16 protein-coding genes are annotated in these 18,513 nt (G+C 71.8%); 6 read left to right on the top strand and 10 right to left on the bottom strand.

The window, feature by feature from the left end; translation table 11 throughout:
* Nucleotides 1-123: 123 nt before the first annotated feature.
* On the bottom strand, nt 124-1,224 hold the full coding sequence (locus WMF34_RS05570) for a hypothetical protein (protein ID WP_437992639.1): 1,101 nt from the start codon (nt 1,222-1,224) through the stop codon (nt 124-126).
* Nucleotides 1,225-1,531: 307 nt separating this feature from the next.
* Between WMF34_RS05570 and WMF34_RS05565 the strand changes: the two genes are divergently transcribed.
* Nucleotides 1,532-2,446: a hypothetical protein gene (locus WMF34_RS05565; protein ID WP_437992638.1), complete on the top strand. Its 915-nt coding sequence runs from the start codon at nt 1,532-1,534 to the stop codon at nt 2,444-2,446.
* A gap of 139 nt (nt 2,447-2,585) precedes the next feature.
* Nucleotides 2,586-3,506, top strand: coding sequence for a hypothetical protein (locus WMF34_RS05560; RefSeq protein ID WP_437992637.1), 921 nt, complete (start codon nt 2,586-2,588; stop codon nt 3,504-3,506).
* 27 nt (nt 3,507-3,533) lie between these two features.
* Here WMF34_RS05560 and WMF34_RS05555 read toward each other — a convergent pair whose 3' ends face one another.
* A complete protein-coding gene (locus WMF34_RS05555) occupies nt 3,534-4,505 on the bottom strand; it encodes a phosphoribosylaminoimidazolesuccinocarboxamide synthase (protein WP_012233685.1) in 972 nt (323 codons plus the stop codon).
* A gap of 128 nt (nt 4,506-4,633) precedes the next feature.
* Between WMF34_RS05555 and mdh the strand changes: the two genes are divergently transcribed.
* Complete coding sequence (mdh, locus tag WMF34_RS05550) at nt 4,634-5,575, top strand: malate dehydrogenase (RefSeq protein WP_012233684.1); 942 nt, start codon at nt 4,634-4,636, stop codon at nt 5,573-5,575.
* Nucleotides 5,576-5,677: 102 nt separating this feature from the next.
* On the opposite strand, the gene WMF34_RS05545 is transcribed toward mdh, so the two are convergent.
* Nucleotides 5,678-6,853, bottom strand: a complete 1,176-nt coding sequence (locus WMF34_RS05545; protein ID WP_012233683.1) for a hypothetical protein — start codon at nt 6,851-6,853, stop codon at nt 5,678-5,680.
* Between the two features lie 289 nt (nt 6,854-7,142).
* Between WMF34_RS05545 and WMF34_RS05540 the strand changes: the two genes are divergently transcribed.
* Nucleotides 7,143-7,616 carry an N-acetyltransferase family protein gene (locus WMF34_RS05540; RefSeq protein WP_437992636.1) on the top strand — a complete coding sequence of 158 codons (474 nt, stop codon included), beginning with the start codon at nt 7,143-7,145 and terminating at the stop codon, nt 7,614-7,616.
* 129 nt (nt 7,617-7,745) lie between these two features.
* On the opposite strand, the gene WMF34_RS05535 is transcribed toward WMF34_RS05540, so the two are convergent.
* The 3 genes from WMF34_RS05535 to WMF34_RS05525 all read right to left on the bottom strand — a co-directional run bounded on the left by WMF34_RS05535 (nt 7,746) and on the right by WMF34_RS05525 (nt 10,612).
* Entirely contained in the window at nt 7,746-8,708 is a 963-nt protein-coding gene (locus WMF34_RS05535; RefSeq protein ID WP_437992635.1) for an HTTM domain-containing protein, read from the bottom strand.
* Nucleotides 8,705-9,178 carry a hypothetical protein gene (locus WMF34_RS05530; protein ID WP_231864701.1) on the bottom strand — a complete coding sequence of 158 codons (474 nt, stop codon included), beginning with the start codon at nt 9,176-9,178 and terminating at the stop codon, nt 8,705-8,707. The genes WMF34_RS05535 and WMF34_RS05530 overlap by 4 nt, the downstream gene beginning before the upstream one ends.
* An 867-nt stretch (nt 9,179-10,045) precedes the next feature.
* The gene (locus WMF34_RS05525; protein ID WP_012233679.1) at nt 10,046-10,612 is read right to left on the bottom strand and encodes a Uma2 family endonuclease; all 567 of its coding nucleotides are present in this window, start codon (nt 10,610-10,612) and stop codon (nt 10,046-10,048) included.
* A 102-nt stretch (nt 10,613-10,714) separates the two neighbouring features.
* Between WMF34_RS05525 and gpmI the strand changes: the two genes are divergently transcribed.
* Entirely contained in the window at nt 10,715-12,346 is a 1,632-nt protein-coding gene (gpmI, locus tag WMF34_RS05520) for a 2,3-bisphosphoglycerate-independent phosphoglycerate mutase (RefSeq protein ID WP_012233678.1), read from the top strand.
* On the top strand, nt 12,347-13,828 hold the full coding sequence (locus tag WMF34_RS05515) for a serine/threonine protein kinase (protein WP_012233677.1): 1,482 nt from the start codon (nt 12,347-12,349) through the stop codon (nt 13,826-13,828). It begins immediately after the preceding gene.
* An 18-nt stretch (nt 13,829-13,846) separates the two neighbouring features.
* Here the strand turns inward: WMF34_RS05515 and WMF34_RS05510 are convergent, their stop codons facing one another.
* The 4 genes from WMF34_RS05510 to WMF34_RS05495 form a co-directional block, all read right to left on the bottom strand.
* Complete coding sequence (locus WMF34_RS05510) at nt 13,847-14,290, bottom strand: YkgJ family cysteine cluster protein (protein ID WP_012233676.1); 444 nt, start codon at nt 14,288-14,290, stop codon at nt 13,847-13,849.
* Between the two features lie 23 nt (nt 14,291-14,313).
* Nucleotides 14,314-15,330 (bottom strand): peptidylprolyl isomerase, encoded by a 1,017-nt coding sequence (locus tag WMF34_RS05505; protein WP_012233675.1) that lies wholly within the window; start codon nt 15,328-15,330, stop codon nt 14,314-14,316.
* Between the two features lie 73 nt (nt 15,331-15,403).
* A complete protein-coding gene (locus tag WMF34_RS05500) occupies nt 15,404-16,156 on the bottom strand; it encodes a ribonuclease HI (protein ID WP_012233674.1) in 753 nt (250 codons plus the stop codon).
* Between the two features lie 179 nt (nt 16,157-16,335).
* Nucleotides 16,336-18,438, bottom strand: a complete 2,103-nt coding sequence (locus tag WMF34_RS05495) for a DUF4215 domain-containing protein (protein ID WP_437992634.1) — start codon at nt 18,436-18,438, stop codon at nt 16,336-16,338.
* Nucleotides 18,439-18,513 lie beyond the last annotated feature (75 nt).

The raw sequence follows: 18,513 nt of genomic DNA, 5'->3' as shown, positions 1-18,513 counted from the left end.
CGAAACCGCTCGAGAGTTGATCGCGAGTTGGCGCCTCGAGCACAGCGCCGCTCCCACCCGGACCGGCGCTGCGGCGCGTCGTCCGGGCGGGCCCGCCGCGCACGGCGGGCCCGCCCGCCCTCGCTACTTCGGCGTCTCCGTGGCGGGGATCCAGAAGCCGCCCTCGTCCGGCGGCGTCATCCCGAGCGCCTTCGGGAGCACGTTGGTCCAGCCCGCCACCGTCTCGAGCAGGTAGATCTCCGCGCCGGCCTCGATCTCGCCGATCGGCTTCTCCTTCTCGTCGCGCCGCGCGCGGACCGGGATCGCCCTCGTCGCCTTCACGATCGGCGGCGCCTTGTCGAGCGCCAGCTGCGCGCCGGCCACCGCGGTCGTCGGCGGGATGTACTGGTCCATCATCTCGCCCTTCTTCAGCGGCTCGAGATCCTTGAGGCGCGCCCAGGCGTCGATCGTGAGGTCGCCCCGCGACATCAGGTGGACGAAGCCGGACTTCGCCTCGGTGCTCCAGAAGAGCTGGGCCGTCCCCTCCAGCATCCGCAGCGTGAAGATCACGTCGCCGTCCGGTCGATCGAAGAGCTCGATCGTCGACGTCTTCATCAGGTACCCGCGGGCGCTGCCGGGGATCTCCATCTTCGTGGGGACGCCGCGCTGCAGCGCGAAGGCGTCGCAGGGGGCCGAGGCCTTCGCTGTCTGCCTCTCGGACCCGGAGATCGAGAGCTCCGCGCGCAGCGAGTCGCCCGTGGCCGCGACGAGCTTCACCTTCTGCGCGCTCGAGATCCACACGTGCCCGGCGATGACCGGGATGTCGCGCGTCGTGAACACCGCGACGTCCGAGGGCGCGATGTAGCCGTCGATCCGCAGCGCAGGCGAGCTGTCCGACGTGCTCAGCCGCGCGCGGCCCGCCGCCGGATCCGCCGGGATCGCGCTCAGCGTCATCGGGACCAGCGCGCCGGTGAAGCTCGCGACCGTCCTGCCGCCGCTCGGCGCGTCATGCAGCCGGGCGCCCTTGGGCACCGGCGCCGTCCCCTTCAGCTTGCACGCCGGCCCCGACACCGCCTGGCCGACCGTCGCAGTCACCTGCGCAGCCGCCCCCGTCACCTGCGCGGCCGACACCACCACCTGGGCGGGCTCTGCCTTCGCCTCGGAGACGGCCGGCGTGCCCGGGAGCCCCGCGCAGAGCACCCCCCCAAGAGCCAGAAGACCGAGTCCCAGAACGTCGCTTCTCATCCACTTCCTCCGACACAGGACGGCAGCCCCGCTCGCGTGGCGAGCCCGAGCGCGGTCCCCACCCGTCGAGTCTCCCTGGAACCGCCGGCCTGCTCTGCGCGGCGGCGCACTCACTGCGGGGCCGCCCGGTACGCCGAGCCGCCCCTGCCGTTGGTCGGATCATCCTAGCGGATCATTCAGGCCTCGCCCGAGAAAGGTCCTCCGCCGCAGCGCTTCCACCGTTTCGGGTGTATGGAGCAGGGCGCCCGCCGCGGCACGCGCCGGGTCGCCCGGCTGGACGGTACCTACCTCCCCGGGAAGCCACGCCATGCACGGATTCGATCTCGCCTTCGCCTCGCCCCGCAAGCTCCCCCGCGCCCGCGATCTGCGCGGCAACGTCGCCGTTCTCGACATCGCCTTCGCCTCGGAGGCGGGGGGCAAGAGCTTCGAGACGGTCACGCTCCCCTTCATCCAGGACCTCGGGCCGCGGCTCGCCGCCTGGGTCGATCACCACGACAGCGCCCACCACGCGCGCTTCGCCGGCGACCCCCGCTTCGTCCTGTCGACCAAGGCCGAGCACGGCGCCTGCCCCGAGATGATCACGCCGGAGCTCGTCGCCCGCGCCGGGCGCGTCGACACCCTCGTTTGCCACGTCGACTTCGACGGCCTCGCCAGCGGCGCGAAGTGGATGCGCGGCGGCGTCGAGCCCTACCCCGGCTGCGACGACGACGCCCGCGCCATCGACACCCGCATCGGCGTCCCGGGCCCGGCCGCCACCCGCATGGACCGCGCGCTCCGCGCCCGCCCCCGCGATCAGGCTCTCTTCGGCCTCATCGTCCGGCACCTCGCGTCAGGCCTCTCCGACCCGTCGCTCTGGACTCCCATCGACCAGGCCGGCGCCGAGCTCGCCGCCATGGAAGCCGAGACGCGCCGGATCGCGCTCCGCTACGAGCGCGTCGAGCCGGGCCTCGTCCTCGTCGACGCCTCCCAGCGGGGCGGGGCCTACGACAAGACACTGCTCCTCCTCATCGGGCAGGAGCGCGCGCCCATCTCCGTCGTCGTCGACAACGACAGCATCACCTTCGCCGCCCGGTTCGACAGCGGGGTGAACTTCCTCGAGACGTTCAAGATCTCCGGAGGGATGCCGACCCGCATCTCCCTCCAGCGCTCCCGGCTCCAGGAGGCGCTCGTGGCCCTCGGGGTCAAGGCGACCGACGCGAGCCGGCTCGCCGCGACCCCCTGAGCCCCTCCTCACAGCGATCCCGCCGACATCGTTGACGCTGTGGGCCTCGGCTGCTACGGGGCGTTGCAGATCTGCAATTTGCAATTCTGCAATGAACATCTGATCCGAGGCGTCACGTCTGCGCCGAGCGCGAGGGGGTATGGCAGCGACAAACTTGTCTTCGGCGAGCAGCGGTGTCGACGAGCTCCTGTTCCGGAACGACTCCGTCTCGCTCTGTCTCCTGGTCAATCGACGGCACCGGACGCTCCGTATCGTCGACTTCCGCGCGGGACCTACGCCGTCCAAGCGGAGCTTCGTCCTGTCGACCGCCAAGCGCGAGGGGGTCGAGAAGATCTTCACGCTGGTCGAGCGCGACGAGGTGCCGACGTGGACCCGCCTCGGGTTCACGCGGGAGGGGTCGATCCCCGGCTTTTACAAGCGCAGCGACGCCTGGATCCTCGGGGCGGTCGTGTCCGAGATGACGTCACGGCTGCGCGCGAGCCGCGACGGAGAGGAGGGCGGCGAGGCCGACGACGTCGCGGCCTCTCCGGCGGTCCTGCTCGCGGAGCGCACGATCGCCCGCGCGAGGCGGCTGCTCCGGGAGGCCGAGGGGCGGCCGCTGCCCGCGATCAAGATCGCGCCCGCGAGCGGCGTCGAGCTGCGGCGCGCGGTCGCGGCCGCGCAGCGGGCGGGGCGGGCGCTGACGGGCTTCGAGCCGTTCGGGCGCGACGCGGTGCGGACGGGCTACGTCCTGTCCGCGCGGGGCGGCTTCACGCTGCACGCCGCGTGGGAGATGCAGTCGTGCTTCGGCAACTCGTTCCTGGAGATCCTGTGCCCGCCGCGCCATGAGGCGGAGCGGCTCGCCACGACGGCGGCCATCGGCGCGCTCTGCGAGCGCCTCGTCGAGGAGAAGGCCGTGAGCACGTTCACCTTCGCCCCCGCGGACGACCAGGAGCTGTGCGCCGCCCTCCTCGCGAACGGCTTCCGCCGCTCGGCCGTGCTGGCGCGACACCTCGTCGTCGGCCGCGCCCGCAAGGACGCCATCCTCTGGGCGAAGAAGCTCGTCGCGCCCGAGGCCTGAGCCGCCGGCCCCGCGCCGGGGCGAGGGCTACGGCGCGAACGCCCCCAGGTTGCGCGGGATGCGCACCGCCGGGTCCTCGAGGTCGGGGACGAACGCCGCCCCGGTGATCCGCTCGAACGCCTCGATGTAGCGGCGGGACGCCTCGATCCGGACCTCGTCTGGGATCGAGGGGATCGGCCCGTCGCCCTGGAAGCCGCGCGCGGCGAGCCAGCGGCGCACGTACTCCTTGTCGAACGACTCCGGGTCCTCGCCGGCCGCGAAGCGCTCGCCATAGGACGAGGCGAACCAGAAGCGGGACGAGTCGGGGGTGTGGATCTCGTCGATGACGACGATGTTCCCGTCCCGGTCCTTGCCGAACTCGTACTTGGTGTCGACGAGGATGAGCCCCTGCTCCGCGCACGCGCGGGCGCCGTGGTCGAAGAGCGCGAGGGCCATCTCGGCGGCGGCGTCGAAGTCGCGCGCGTCGATCGTGCCGAGGGCGAGGATCTCCTCGCGCGAGGCGGAGAGGTCGTGCCCGCCCTTCGGCGCCTTGGTGCTCGGCGTCAGGATGGGCCGCGGCAGGCGCTCGTTCTTGCGGAGGCCCTCGGGGAGCCGGTGGCCGCAGAACACGCGCTCGCCGCGCGCGTAGTGCGTCCAGATGCTGGTCGAGGTCACGCCCGTCACGTAGGCGCGCACCACCATCTCGACCGGCAGGGGCACACACTCGATCGCCTCGAGGACGTTCGGGTCGGGCTGGGAGATCATGTGGTTCGGGGCGACGCTCCGCGTGCGCTCGAACCAGAAGGCGGACAGCCGGTTCAGCACCTGGCCCTTCAGCGGCAGCGTGCCGAGCACGCGATCGAAGGCGCTGATGCGGTCGGTGACGACGAGCAGGCGGCGGCCGTCCGGCGTCGTGTAGCAGTCCCGCACCTTGCCCTCGTAGCGGGCGAAGGGGCCCGCGAGCGAGGTGCGTTCGAGCACCCTGCCGAGCGCGGTGCGCAGATCGTCCTCGGTGACCATGGGGCGCGGCTTACCCGGGCTCGCGGGCCGAGTCGACAGGTTTCGAAGGCGCCGGCCGAGTTCCCTCCCCCGCGCCCGCCCTGGAGCCCCGTTGGTCTCCGGCCGGGGGGGTGGTAATAGGGCCGCCCATGGCAAACCGAAGAAAGATCGCCCTCATCGGCGCCGGCAACATCGGCGGGGAGCTCGCGGCCCTCATCGCGCGCAAGGAGCTCGGGGACGTCGTGCTGTTCGACATCCCCCAGAAGACGGACTTCGCGAAAGGCAAGGCGCTCGACCTCGAGCAGAACGGCGCCGTGCTGGGCTACGACGCCTCGATCAAGGGCACCTCGAGCTGGGCGGACTGTGCAGGGGCCGACGTCCTCATCGTCACGGCCGGCATCCCGCGCAAGCCGGGCCAGAGCCGTGACGACCTGGTCGCGACGAACCTGCCGATCATCCGCAGCGTGGCGGACGGCGCGAAGGAGCACTGCCCGAACGCGCTCGTGATCGTCATCTCGAACCCGATCGACGCGATGGTCTACGAGTTCAAGCGCCGCACCGGCTTCCCGCGCGAGCGCGTGCTCGGCATGGCGGGCGTGCTCGACAGCGCGCGCTTCCAGCTGTTCCTGGCGCGCGAGGCGAACGTGTCCGTGAAGGACGTGCGCGCGATGGTCCTCGGCGGCCACGGCGATGACATGGTGCCCATCCCGTCGGCGTGCACGATCAACGGCGTGCGCGCGACCGAGCTCATCAGCAAGGAGAAGCTCGACGCGCTCATCGCGAGGACCCGCAAGGGCGGCGGCGAGATCGTCCAGCTCATGGGGACGAGCGCCTACTACGCGCCCGCCTCGAGCGCCGTCGCGATGGCCGAGAGCTACCTGCTCGACCAGAAGCGGCTGCTCCCCGTCGCGGCCTACCTGGACGGCGAGTACGGCTACAAGGACATCTTCATGGGCGTGCCGGTCATCCTCGGCGGCAAGGGCATCGAGAAGATCGTCGAGCTGCCGCTGACCGCAGAAGAGAAGGAGATGCTCGCGAAGAGCGCGAAGAGCGTGCAGGGCATCACCGACGTGGTGAAGGCCTCGAGCTAGCGCCGGGCGCGCGACGCGCGTCACGAAGAGCGCGAAGAACGCGCGCCAGGAGCGGGAGGGAGAGAGCGAGGGGCTCTCCCTCTCCCTTGGCGCTTCAGCGGCTCACATCACACCGCCGCAGAGGCCATCCAGCACGGCCGTCAGCTCGCGCCGAGGATCGCGGGCGAGCTCGCCGGGGCTCGCGCCGCCCGCCGGCATCTCGGCGGCCGCGTCGCCGTCCCCCGCAGCGATGTCGCTGATGCGCTGGCAGATCAGGTTCATCATCTGCCAGCCCTCGGTGAGCGCGCCCCGCAGCGGGCCGAGGTCCAGGCCGGGGAAGCCCTTCAGGAGGCTGTACCCGAGCTTGAAGTGCTCGGCGTCCACCTCGGCGTGCGTCGCGAAGTAGTCCGAGTCGGGGAAGATCTGCTGGGCCGCCGTGAGGAGGACGTCGGCGCAGCGCTCGATGACGAAGTGGACGAGGACCGTCCGCTCCTCGGTGGACGCCGAGCCCATCCGCTCGATGAACCAGGACGACGCTGCGGCGATGCCGCGGTCCCAGGACGGCGAGCTCCGCGGGTCGTGCATCCTGGAGAGCCTCCGGTTGTGCCCGACCTCGTCGGCGAGGTGGCGCTCGGCGATCGCGATCGCCCCGGGGTGCGACTCGAAGACGACCCTGGCGCACAGGACCTTCTGGAACGCGTTCGACCAGATCTGGAGCGCGCCGAGCATCCGCCGCTTCACGTCGTCCCGGAGGGCGCGCTCGGACCGGATGAGCTGCATCAAGGGGCTGCCCGCGAACTCCCGCGCGTGGACCTCGTTCTCCTCGACGAGCAGATCCACGGGGGACACGGCGCGATCCGGGGACGCCTCGTCCGCGCCGTCCTCCCGCCCGAGCGCCGCGCACAGACACGGCGTGTCCCAGCGAGGCTCGCTTTCGTCGAGCTCCTCGAGATGGATGGATATCGCGGAGAGCCCGCCCGGCGCGCCGCCCACGAGCCCCTGCAGCCCGCCGGGAGGGACCATCACGACGTCTCCCGCCTGGACGCGGCAGGGCGAGTCCCCGATGACCTCGCCCGAGCCCTCGGTGACGACGATCATGCCTTTGCCGAGGAGCGCACGAGGCCTGAGCGGCTGACGTTCGAGGAGGCGTACCCATCTCAAGGACAGGTGGCAGACTTCGGGCAGGTAAGCCGAGAGCTCCGAATGTTTCCGGAGTTCCTTGAACAGCCCCAGCAGGGTGCGCTCATCCGCCTTGAGAGACTCGATCGCGAGGATGTCGGCTGTGTTGACTACGCGCATCTACACGGTCCTCCGGGTCGACATGATGGTGCGTCGACTCTGCACGGCTTGATCGCTTGTGTCTAGATCACACTCTGGCATGAAGGCGAATCGCACGGGCCTGAAAAGGAAGAAATCCCGCGGTTCTTTTCATTCACGCTTCCTGCTCCCTGCGCCGCTGCTTCTCGGCATCTCTATTTTTCTGATCGTCTGTTTCTCTGCCCCTCTGCTCCCCTGCCCTTCTCCTGTCGTGATTCCGTGATTCCGTGATTCCGTGCGAGACCGCCATGGGTTGTGGCAGGATGCGTGCATGAGCCAGCCGCAGCTCGTACCCGCCATCCGCCGCGCCGCCGAGGCAGACCTGCCGGCGATCGTCCATCTCTTCTCGATCCCGGACGAGGGAAACGCGAAGACGGACCACCCCGGCCCGCCGCTCGATCTGCGCTACCGCGAGGCGCTCGCCGCCATCGCGGAAGATCCGAACAACGCGCTGCTCGTCGCGGAGGTCGAGGGGCGCGTCGCCGGCGCGTTCCACCTGACCATCATCCAGTACGTGGCGAACCGCGGAGCAAGGGTGGCGCAGATCGAGAACGTCATCGTGGACCCGAGCCTGCGGGGCCGCGGGATCGGCGAGGCGATGATGCGATGGGCCATCGACGAGGCGCGGCGGCGGGGGTGTTTCCGGGTTCAGCTCACCTCGAACAAGGCGCGGCTGCGCGCGCACCGCTTCTACGAGCGGCTCGGCTTCGTGGCGAGCCACGAGGGGATGAAGCTCAAGCTGTAGGCACGAGCGGCAGCGCGGCCAGCGGGATCGCCACGGCGCGGGGGGCGCCGCCTCGGCGGCCGCTCGACATGATTGGACCTGCGACAGCTTATCCGGGAGCGCCGTTCGCCAGAAGGGGGGACGCGAGGATCACCCCGGCGCCGCGCCAGCCGGAGCCGCCGGCCCGGAGGGCTCGCTCGGCACCGCGAACGCGGCGATGGTGAGCACCGCCATGAGGGCGCCGAACACGAGGAGCCCCATGAACAAGGCGATCCCGGCGTGCAGCGCCACGGTGGCGACGACCCATGGCAGCCGCGTGCGGCGCGGCCAGATGAGGAAGCCATAGCCGATCTCCACGAGCAGCACCGTCCACCCGGCGACCGCCGCGAGCCAGGGGGCGCCGGCGAGCCACGAGAGGTCGAACTGCCTGTATTCGGGCAACATGACCGAACGCCAGATCGCCTCGCCGTCCCACCACGGCTCGCCCGCTGCCTTTCCCAGCCCGCTGACGAGGTAAGCGAACGAGAGGTGCAGCTGCACAACGCGCAACCCGAGCCGGGCTGCCGGCGTGGGCCCTCCCCGCGCGCGCCCGAGCCGGCGATCCATGGAGAACGCGGCCTCCGAGGGCATCCAGAGGAGATAGAAGAGAAAGATGCTGGCGAAGCTGTCCGCGCCATAGGCGGTGGAGCTCGCCGTCGTCACCAGCATCAGGTGGGTGAGCCACGCCAGGAAGGCCGCGGCCCTGGTGCACCAACCGACCAGGAGCGCGGCGAGGGCAACCACGTAGATCACCCCCGTGCCCAGGATGACCGGATCCTCCCCGATCCCGAGCGGGGCGAGGAGCTCCACCGCCCAGCCGATGCGTGGCAGATCGGTCCTCGCGAACACGTCGCGCAGAGGCCCCTGGAGGATCCCGGACCGGCCGTAGAGCTCGAAGAGCGCGGGCGCGACGAGCGCCGCTTGAAGCAAGAGCACGGCCGCGAGCCCGATGCGGAGGGCCGCGAGCGGCGCCGCCGAGGCCGGCGCCAGCGCGAAGCGCTCGATCGCGCGGAGGACGCGCGCGGGCTCGCCGCCTGCCGCCGCCCCGCGGAGGCCGATCGAGGGCTCCTTCACCGCGCACCCCCGCTCGCCTCTCGGGCGGCCCGGAGCTTCGAGCGGATCATGAACTTCGCCTCGTACTGCAGGTTCCAGCTGGACCGCTTCCCCTCCCGGTACTCCCGCATCGACGGCAGATCACACGTCTCCAGTCGGACGAGGATGCTCTCGGCCGCGGGGTGTCTCGCCAGCACCTTGCCCGCCCACGAGGCAGCGATCGAGCGCTGGATCGTCGGGTCCTCCACGCTCAAGAAAGGCGTGATGAGGTTCAATATCCGGATCTCCGTCTCGCGGCTGGCGCCCGACTCGAGGGCGTCGGTGAGGGTCGCACCGCCGGCATCCGAGACGTGAAAGCTGGCCCTGGGCAGCGGGGTGATGCCGTCCGCGAAGAAGGCATAGCCGCTCTCGGCCCCGGAGAGCGCGCCGTAAACCGCGAGCGCCCGCGCAAGCCAGCCGTCTCCCTCAGGATGGATCTGGAGAGCCCCCATGACGACGAGGCCTAGATGGCCCACGACGGCGACCAGGGCTGCGGCGTGACTCCGGCAGTTCCGCTTTCCCTCCATGCAGCTCCCTCCGGGTGTGCCCGCCTGCGAGCGCCCGCGAACCTGACGGACACGAGCGAGACGGGGCGAGGGCCGCGCGTCCCGCTCTCCTGCCGCGGCGCCGGCGCCCTCAGCGATTCGTCCTGCCCTCCCTCGGGTGTCCGCCGGCCAAGGGGGCGAGGCCTCCCGTCGGAAGGCCGCCGGTCATGTCACCGCCAGTGCCCGTACCAGAGACCATGCCAATGACCGTGCCAGTGACCATACCAATGACCATGACCGTGCCAATGACCGTGCCAATGACCGTGCCAATGACCATGCCAATGACCGTGCCAGTACCCATGCCAGGGCCTGTACCAATGACCATACCAGGACGGGTACCAGTGACCGTACCAGGGCCGCTGGCGTGCAGGACGAGCGCCGGCCGCATCCGCGGCGACGGGAGCTCGTGTCTCCGCGATGAGGACGAGCTCCTCGACGGGCGTCGTGGGTGCGGCCGAGGCGAGCTGCGCTGCCCCGAGGCATGCGAGCGGCGCGGCCAGCAGGCCGATGATGTTGATGCGCTTCATGTTCACCCCCCGTGTGACCGCTGCTCATGACGAGCGCAGAGCATGGCAGTGTGTCCTCGACACCATGCAAGCCGCACGCCCCGGCTGCATCCGGCGGACGGTCGTCGTTTTCCCGATCCCGGGGTGACAATCACGATAAAGCGGAGCTCACGCACCTCGCCCGGCGCGCGGCTCGACGCCGACCGGCGACGGCGGATCCTGCGCTATTCGTGCGCTATTCCTCCGCTATTCCTGCGCTATTCCTGCGCTATTCCTGCCAAAGAACGCCGAGCTCGATCTCCACGGCGTCGAACGGCGCCGCGCGCACGGTGACGTCACCCTCCCACGTCCCCACGCGCGCGAACCGCCCGCCGTCGATGCGGTAGACCTCCAGGAGCCGGAGCCGCGGGTCGATCAGCCAGTAGTGCGCCACGAGCTCGCGCGCGTAGATCTCCATCTTGTCGCGGCGATCGAGCGCCTCGGTGGACGGCGAGATCACCTCGCACACCCAGTCGGGCGCGAGGAAGATCGCCGCGTTCCGCATCGGGATCTGCGGCATCCGGTCGCGGCGCCACGCGGCGATGTCAGGGATCACGATGTCCGGATCGGTGCCGAGGTGCAGCTCGGGCTCGACCAGCAGCGCCCACCGGCCAGGCCCCTTGATGCCCCGACGAAATGGCAGGTACAGCTCGCCCGCGAGCACCGACGTCACATTGCGGGAGGACACGGAGGGCCGCGGCGTCGCGTGGAGGACGCCGTTCAGGACCTCCGCTACCTGGTTCGGCGGCGTGTCAAGCACATCCTGGTACGTGGCGCGACGGGCGCAGTCAGACATGGTCGGATGTTAGCATGCACGCCGCGTGCGGCGGCTCGCCCGGCGAAAATCCGTGAGCAGCCCCCCTCCGATCGCCGCGGGTTCGTTGTAGATTCCGCCGCCATGAGCGAAGCAGCTCCCTCCCCCACGCAACGCCCCCGTCCGCTCGTCCTCTGCATCCTCGATGGATTCGGCGAGCGCGAAGAAAAGGAGCAGAACGCGATCGCCCTCGCCGCGATGCCGAACCTCGACGCGATCAAGCGCGACTCGGAGAAGACGCTGATCGGGACGAGCGGCCCGGACGTCGGGCTCCCGGTGGGGCAGATGGGCAACAGCGAGGTCGGCCACCTGAACTTCGGCGCGGGGAGGATCGCGCTGATGGACATCTCGCGCATCGACGTCGCGATCGCCGAGAACAAGCTCGGTTCGAACGAGATCATCGACCGGACGTTCCGGATCGCGCAGGACCGCAAGTGCCGGGTGCACCTCTTCGGGCTCGTCTCCGACGGCGGCGTCCACTCGTCGCTCGACCACTTCCTCGCGCTGATCAAGCTCGCGAAGTTCCACGAGGTGCCCCTCGTCCTGCACGCGTTCCTCGACGGCCGCGACACGCCGCCGAAGAGCGCGTGGGGCTACGTCGAGAAGATCGAGGAGGCGCTCCAGGGCGTCGGCGTCATCGGCACCATCTCGGGCCGGTACTACGCCATGGACCGCGACAAGCGCTGGGACCGCGTCATGAAGGCCTACACCGCGATCGTGCGCGGCGACGCGCCGCGGGCCGACACGGCGTTCGACGCGATCCAGCAGTCGTACGCGGCCGGGAAGACGGACGAGTTCGTCGAGCCCGTCCGCATCGGCGACTATAACGGCATCAAGGGCGACTTCGTGGCCGACTTCGCCTCGCAGGAGCCCCGCTGGGAGTGGCAGGGAGAAGAGGTCGGCCTCGCCGTCAACTTCAGGCCCGACCGGATGCGCGAGATCTCGGCGATGCTCACGCGGCGGAACCTGCCCGCCGAGGTGCTGGAGCTCCTCTCGGACCGGGGCAAGCCGGTCTTCGCCTTCCAGGAGCACTGTTACAGCGGCATGACGGAGTACGACGCGGCGTTGAAGCTGCCGGTCGCGTTCCCCAAGGACGAGGTGACCGAGTCGTTCCCCGAGGTGATCTCCCGCGCCGGGCTCACGCAGCTCCGGTGCGCGGAGACCGAGAAGTACGCGCACGTCACGTACTTCTTCAACGGCGGCCGCGAGGAGACGTTCCCGGGCGAGGACAGGAAGCTCGTGCCCTCGCCGCGCGACGTCGCCACCTACGACAAGAAGCCGGAGATGAGCGCGGCGGGCGTCGCGAACGAGGTCGTGGCCGCGATCAAGAGCGGCAAGTACGACTTCATCCTGGTGAACTTCGCGAACCCGGACATGGTCGGGCACACCGGCATCCTCGAGGCCGCCATCCATGCCAACGAGGCGGTCGACAAGGGGCTCGGCGCCATCGGGGACGCCGTGCGCGAGGCAGGCGGCGCGCTGATCATCACCGCGGACCACGGCAACTGCGAGCAGATGAAGGACGAGCACGGCAACCCGCACACCGCCCACACGCTCAACCCGGTGCCGCTCTACTACCTGAACAAGAACGACCCCGGCATCGTGCTCCGGTCCGGCGGCCGCATCTGCGACGTGGCGCCGACGATGCTCGAGATCCTCGGCCTCCCGCAGCCTGCGGCGATGACGGGGCGCACGCTCCGCGTCCGACAGCGGTAAGTGGACGCCGACCAGAGGCAGCTCGGCCCGTACATCCTGCGCGAGGCCGTCTCGTCGCGGGCGCTCACCGTGACGTACCGGGCCGAGCACGCGGGGCTCGGCCGTGCGGCGCTGATCAAGACGCTCAAGCCCACGGTGTCGGCCGCGAGCGCGTTCGCGGCCGGCCTCGAGCGCGAGGCGAAGATCCTCGCGCGCATCCGGCACCCCAACATCATCGACATCCACGACTTCCAGCGCGACGAGGACCGGATATGGCTCGTGCTGGAGCCGCTCTCGGGGCCGACGCTCGCGGCCCTGTGTGCGCGCGCTGGCCGCCTCGACGAGGGCGCCGCGGCGGCCATCGCGCTGGAGATCGCGCGCGGCCTCGGGCACGCGCACGAGCGGGGCGTCGTGCACCGCGAGCTGCGCCCCGAGCGCGTCATCGTCACGCCCGCGGGCGGGGTGAAGATCCTGGAGTTCGCGGCGGCGTCCGACGGCCGGCAACCCTCACTGCCAGAGCCGTTCGAGGGCAGCGACACGTTCGCGCGGCCCGACTACATGGCGCCGGAGCAGATCCTCGGGGCGGAGCCCGGGCCTCAGGCGGACGTGTTCACGCTCGGCGTGGTGCTGTTCGAGATGCTCACCGGCGTGCGCCCGTTCGACGAGCCGAAGGCGGGGCCGGAGGACGCCAATCGTACGTCGAACCACACGTCGAACCACACGTCGAACCGCGCGTCGGGCGCGCCCGGCGCGCCGCGCGAGCGCGACGAGGACCGGTGGGTCGAGGGCAGGGCCGTCGCCCACCGGATCCGCAACGCGCCGCCGCAGCCGCTGCGAGGGCTCGTGCCCGACGTGTCGCGCGGCCTGGAGCGCGTGGTGCTCCGGTGCCTCGAGAAAGAGCCGGAGCAGCGCTACGAGAGCGGCCGCGCCGTCGCGGACGCCCTGGCCGAGGAGCTCGCGGAGCGCGGCCACCCGCAGCCGCGCGCGCTCATCGCGAGGGCCCTCGCGGCGGCCAAGCTCGGCGGCGACGAGCTGCCGCCCGCGCAGGCGCCCTCCGCGCGCCCCGCGGTCGCGCAGCGCAGCGCGCCGTCGCTCGCGCCCGACGTGGGGCGGCTCGTCGGCATCTTCGCGCTGGTCGTCGCGGGCGGCGCGCTCATCGAGCTCAGCCTCCGCCAGCACGACGCCGCGGAGCCGCCCAGCGCGGAGGCCAGGCAGCCCGGCGCGCGCTCGGAGGAGCGCGGCTACCTGAAGGTCCTCGCCAGGCCGTGGGCGGAGGTCGTCATCGATGGGGAGCTCATCGACGTGACGCCGATGGCGCGGGCGATCCCGCTCCAGGCCGGACGGCACTACGTCACGTTCCGGCACCCGAACGCGCCCGAGGAGAAGCGCACGATCACCGTCTCCGAGGGGCAGACGGTCACGCTCGACGTGAGCATGCGGATCGATCGCAGCGCGATCGACGCGGGCGCGCCGCCGGTTCCGGACAGGGACGCGTCGCCCTGACGGCGACGCCGGCCGCGCCTACACGGCGCCGCCCGCCGTCCCCGCGCCGTTTGCGCCCCCCGCGTCTCCCTCGCCGCTCGCGCCGCCCGCGCGGCGGCGGAGCGCCTCGAGCGCGAGGAGCGGCCGCTCCCGCTTCTCGTGAAGCTCGCCGAGGCACGCGCCGCTGCCGCGCTCGAGCGCGCGGCAGCAGTCGGGCCGCACCTCGTAGATCGAGCACAGGAAGCGGCCGTGCTCCGCGTCCAGCGTGAGCGCGGCGCAGCGGCCGTCCTCGATGCGCATGTAGCAGCGGTTGCCGATGAAGTGCGTGAGCCCCCGCGCGCGATCGTCCATGCGATCGTGGTCGCAGCCGAAGACCCGGACGTACTCCGGCAGGGCCGAGAAGCAGCAGGTGCCGCACGCGGTGCACTCGGGGACGACCGCATCTCCCCCGCCGCTCGCGCTGCCCCCCCGCGCCACGCCCACCGCGCCCCGCTCCCCCTTGCGCGTCAGAGCCGGACCTCCACGTGCGTCCCGCGCTTCAGGTCGTCGAGCCACTTCTGCTTGGCCTTCGTCATGATCTCCGCCTGCAGCCGCTGGAGGACCTCCGGGCGAGCCGCCTCGAGCGTCGTGAAGCGGGACGGCTGGCGGCTCAGGAGCTTCATGATCACGAACGCGTCGCCCGCGCGCATCGGCCCGGCCACGCCGCCCGGCTCGATCGCCATCAGCGCGGCCTCGAGCTCCGGGGCCATCACCTGGCGCTGGCCGGTCACCGCGGCCTGCGTCCCCTGCGGCGCGCGGACCCCGAGGTCGCCGCCCTCCTCGCGGGTCGCCGTGTCGTCCGAGAACTGCCGCGCGAGCGCCGCGAAATCCTCCCCGCCGCGCGCGCGCTCCGCGAGCGCCGCGGCGAGCGCGCGGCGCTCCTCGACCGCCTCGGCGCTCGAGCCGGGCAGGACGCGCAGGACGATCCACGCCGGGTGGTAGTCGCGCCGCCGGCGCTCCTCGCGCACCAGCCGATCGAAGGCGGACCGCACGTCCTGCTCGGTGATGCGCACGCGGCCCTTCACCCGGAGCTGCAGCATCTTGCCCTCGAGGATCTGCCGGCGGATCTCGTCGCGGTACTCCTGCTCGGTGAGCCCCGAGCTCGCCCGCGCCGTCCGGAACAGCTCCTCGACCGTCATCTGCTCCGCGGCCGCGATGTTCCGGAAGGCGTTCTCGATCTCCTCGGAGGTCACGCGGACATTGGCCTTCTCGGCGGCCTGGCCCTCGAGCTCCTCGTCCACCATCTTCTGGAGGAGATCGCGGAAGACCTGCGACTCGGCCGCCGCCTGCTGCGCGCCCGGCGGGACCCTGGCCTGGATCTGCAGCAGGAAGGGGCGAGCCCGCTGCCGCAGATCCGAGAGCAGGATGGCGCGATCGCCGACGACGGCGACGATCCGCTCGCTCACGACCGCGTGGGCGAGCGGCGAGGCGAAGGCGGCGGCGGCGACGAGCCCGGCGAGGGCGAGGCGGAGCGGAACACGCATCGCGCGCCTCTACCACTGGGCCCCAGGCGGTTCCACGCGTTTCCGGCCCCGCGCGGGCCGGGTTGCCCCGGGCTCAGCCGGAGCCGGGGTACACCGTCCGACGGGAGGCGCGCTCGCGGACGGCCTCGCGCGCGAGCGCGTCGGCGCGCTCGTTGAGCAGCACGCCGGCGTGCCCCGGCACGTACACGAGGCGCGCGCGCGGCCGCGCGGCGAGCGCGCCGCGCAGCGAGGCGATGAGCTCGGTGTTCGCCTTCGCCTTCCACCCCTTCTGGAGCACGCCGATCGAGTACTGGCTGTCCGTGTGGATGACGATGGGCCGCCCCGGCTCGTCCACCTCCTCGAGCGAGCGGAGGATGGCCGTCAGCTCGGCGATGTTGTTGGTCGCGGTGCCGAGGAACTCGCTGCGCTCGATCCGCCGGCCGCCGTCGATGATCACCACGCCGAGCCCCGCGGGCCCCGGGTTCCCCGAGCACGCGCCGTCCGCGTAGACGATGACAGCCCCTTCCGGGACGGGCGCCGCGCCGGACTCCCCCCGCGCCGGCGCCTTGCGCTGCGCGCGCCCGGCCGGCGCCGGGGCGGCCGCGCCCCCCTCGGGCTGCTCGCCGGCGCGCGCCTTCACGACCGCCTCCGCAGGCCCACAGGTGTCGTCGGGCAACACCTTCGGGTCGACCACGGTCAGGTTGTCGGCGCGCGCCTTGTACCTGCGGCCGTCGTGCGGCTTGTAGCGGATCTCGACGCCGCCGCCCTCCTCCGCGACCAGGGCGCCGGCGGCGTCGGCGCGAGCATAGACGGTTTGACCTCGAAGCGATGCGCGGACCCAGGGCACGAGCGCACCCTGGCATGGATCGAAGGCCGCCGGTACGGGAGACCACGCCAGGCGGGCCCGGCCGATCGCGCCGGCCGGGCGCGGCCGCGCCTGCCCGCGCCTACCATGGCTGCAGCCCTCGCGGCGCGCGCGGCGGACAGCGTGGCTGGCGGCTCGCGCGCGGCCGCGCCGCCCTGCGATCACGGGTCGATGCAGAGCGCGAGCGACCACGCGGTCAGCGTACCGGAGTCGGACCCGGCGTCGTCCCCGACCCGGAGCGTCCACGTGCCGTTCGCCGGCCCCGAGAGGAAGGCCGCGAACGACGACTCCGGGCGGAAGCAGCCGCGGAACGGCGCCATCGCTCCCGTGACAGCGGTCGCGCAGCCCATGTCGAAGACGGTCCTCCGGTAGTTGTCGCCGGAGCCGCCGTTGTCGCTCGACACATCGACCGTCGCGCCAGCCGGAGAGGTCAGCGAGATATCGAGATCTCCGTCGAACGAATGCGCGATGTCGAGCTCGAGCGTCACGCGCCGGATCGCGCCCCTCGAGACGACAGGGAGGACGCTGGCAGCGACGGCGCGATCCGTGACGGCCTTGGGGATGTCCGTGGACGACTGCACCCACAGCACCTGCCCGGGCGAGCACGCGCCGTCGGCAGCTTCGCAGCCGAGCGCGCAGTCCGGGTCGGCGCAGTCCGTCTCGCCGTCGAGGTCATCGTCCGCCGCGTCGCCGCAGTTGCGCTCCTTCGAGTACGTGCACACGCTCGGCGTGCCCCGGCAGGTGTACCGCGCTTCCACGACGCAGCCCGCGCTGCAGCCGTCGCCGCTCGACGTGTTGGCGTCGTCGCAGCCCTCGACGCCGTCCCGCACGAAGCCGTCGCCGCACCTCGCGAGGCGACAGGAGATAGGACAGCCGTCGGCGCTGTCGGCGTCGCCGTCGTCGCACTCCTCGCCGGCCTGGATCACGCCGTCGCCGCAGCCGTCGAGGAGGCACCCTGGGCTGCACCCGTCGCCCGCGCTCCGGTTCCCGTCGTCACACGCCTCGACGCCGGCGCGGACGAACCCGTCCCCGCACACCGCGCGCGCGCAGCTCGTCGGGCAGGCGTCGGTGTTGCTCGCGTTTCCGTCGTCGCACGCCTCGACGCCGGCGCGGACGAACCCGTCCCCGCACGAGGCGGCGACGCACGTGGTCAGGCACGCGTCCGTATTGCTCGTATTGCCGTCATCACACGCCTCGGCGGCGGCGTTGACCACGCCGTCGCCGCAGACCGGCGCGGCGCAGGCGCCAGCCGCGCTGCACACGTGGCTCAGGCAATCGCGCCCGACGGCGCAGCGCATCCCGGCGGCGCACCCGACGCACGCGGGGCCGCCGCAATCGATATCGGTCTCCGCCCCGTTCCGGGCGATGTCGGTGCACGACGCGAGGCACGTCGTCCCTGAACAGCGGCCGCCCAGGCAGTCGCCGTCCGCGGCGCACGCCTTGCCGGTGGCGCAAGGCGAGCACGCCGGTCCGCCGCAGTCGACGTCGGTCTCCGCCCCGTTCGTCGCGCCGTCGGTGCACGACGACGCGCGGCACCTGCCGTCCGCGCAGATCCCGCTCCGGCAGTCCGCGCCGGTGAGGCAGTCCTCGAGATCCGCGCACGGCACGCAATCCGAGCCGCCGCAGTCGACGCCGGTCTCGGCGCCGTTCATCGCGCCATCGCCGCAATCGGGCGCGACACAGCTGTTCTCGACGCAGATGTTGCTCAGGCAGTCGCCGGCGACGAGGCACTCGACACAAGCGCCGTTCCCATCACAGTAGCGCGCTCCGGTCGCGTCGGGTCCCCCGCACTCCGTGGTCGCCGGCGCCGGGAGGTTCTTCGGCGCCCCCGCGACGCACACGTCGGCCGAGCACGGGTCTCCGTCGGAGAAGGCGTCTTGGTCGTCGTCGAGCTCGATCACGGCGCCATGCCCATCGCAAACGCGCGCCTTGCAGTCGCCCAGGACCTGCTCGCCCACGGGCTTTCCCCGCGGCGCGTCGTCGAGGGCGCACCGGCCGCCTTCGCAGGTACGCAGCCGACACGCGCCGTCGACCCCGGGGCAGTCCGCGGCCGTGAGGCAAGGCGCTCCGTCCCCTCCGCCCCCGCCGCCCTCGCCGCCTCCGCCGTTCCCGCCGTTCCCGCCGTTCCCGCCATCGCCGGTCTCAGGCCCCGGCGCCTGCCGGGGACGATCGCAGTCGACCGCGGTCAAAGCAGCAGCGATGACGAGCGGCGACAGAACCTTCGTGAACGGAGCGCTTCTGGAGAGGTCCGCTCGCACTGACACCTCGATTCCTCCGCTTCTGGCGGGAACGGCGACGTCCCTTCAAGGCTCGATCCGAGCCTGACGGACGCGCAGGCG

The organism is Sorangium sp. So ce145 (genome assembly GCF_051525985.1).
GTDB lineage: Bacteria > Myxococcota_A > Polyangia > Polyangiales > Polyangiaceae > Sorangium > Sorangium cellulosum_B.
Note: the sequence above shows the minus strand (reverse complement) of the source record. Positions and strands in the feature narration are given on the sequence as shown.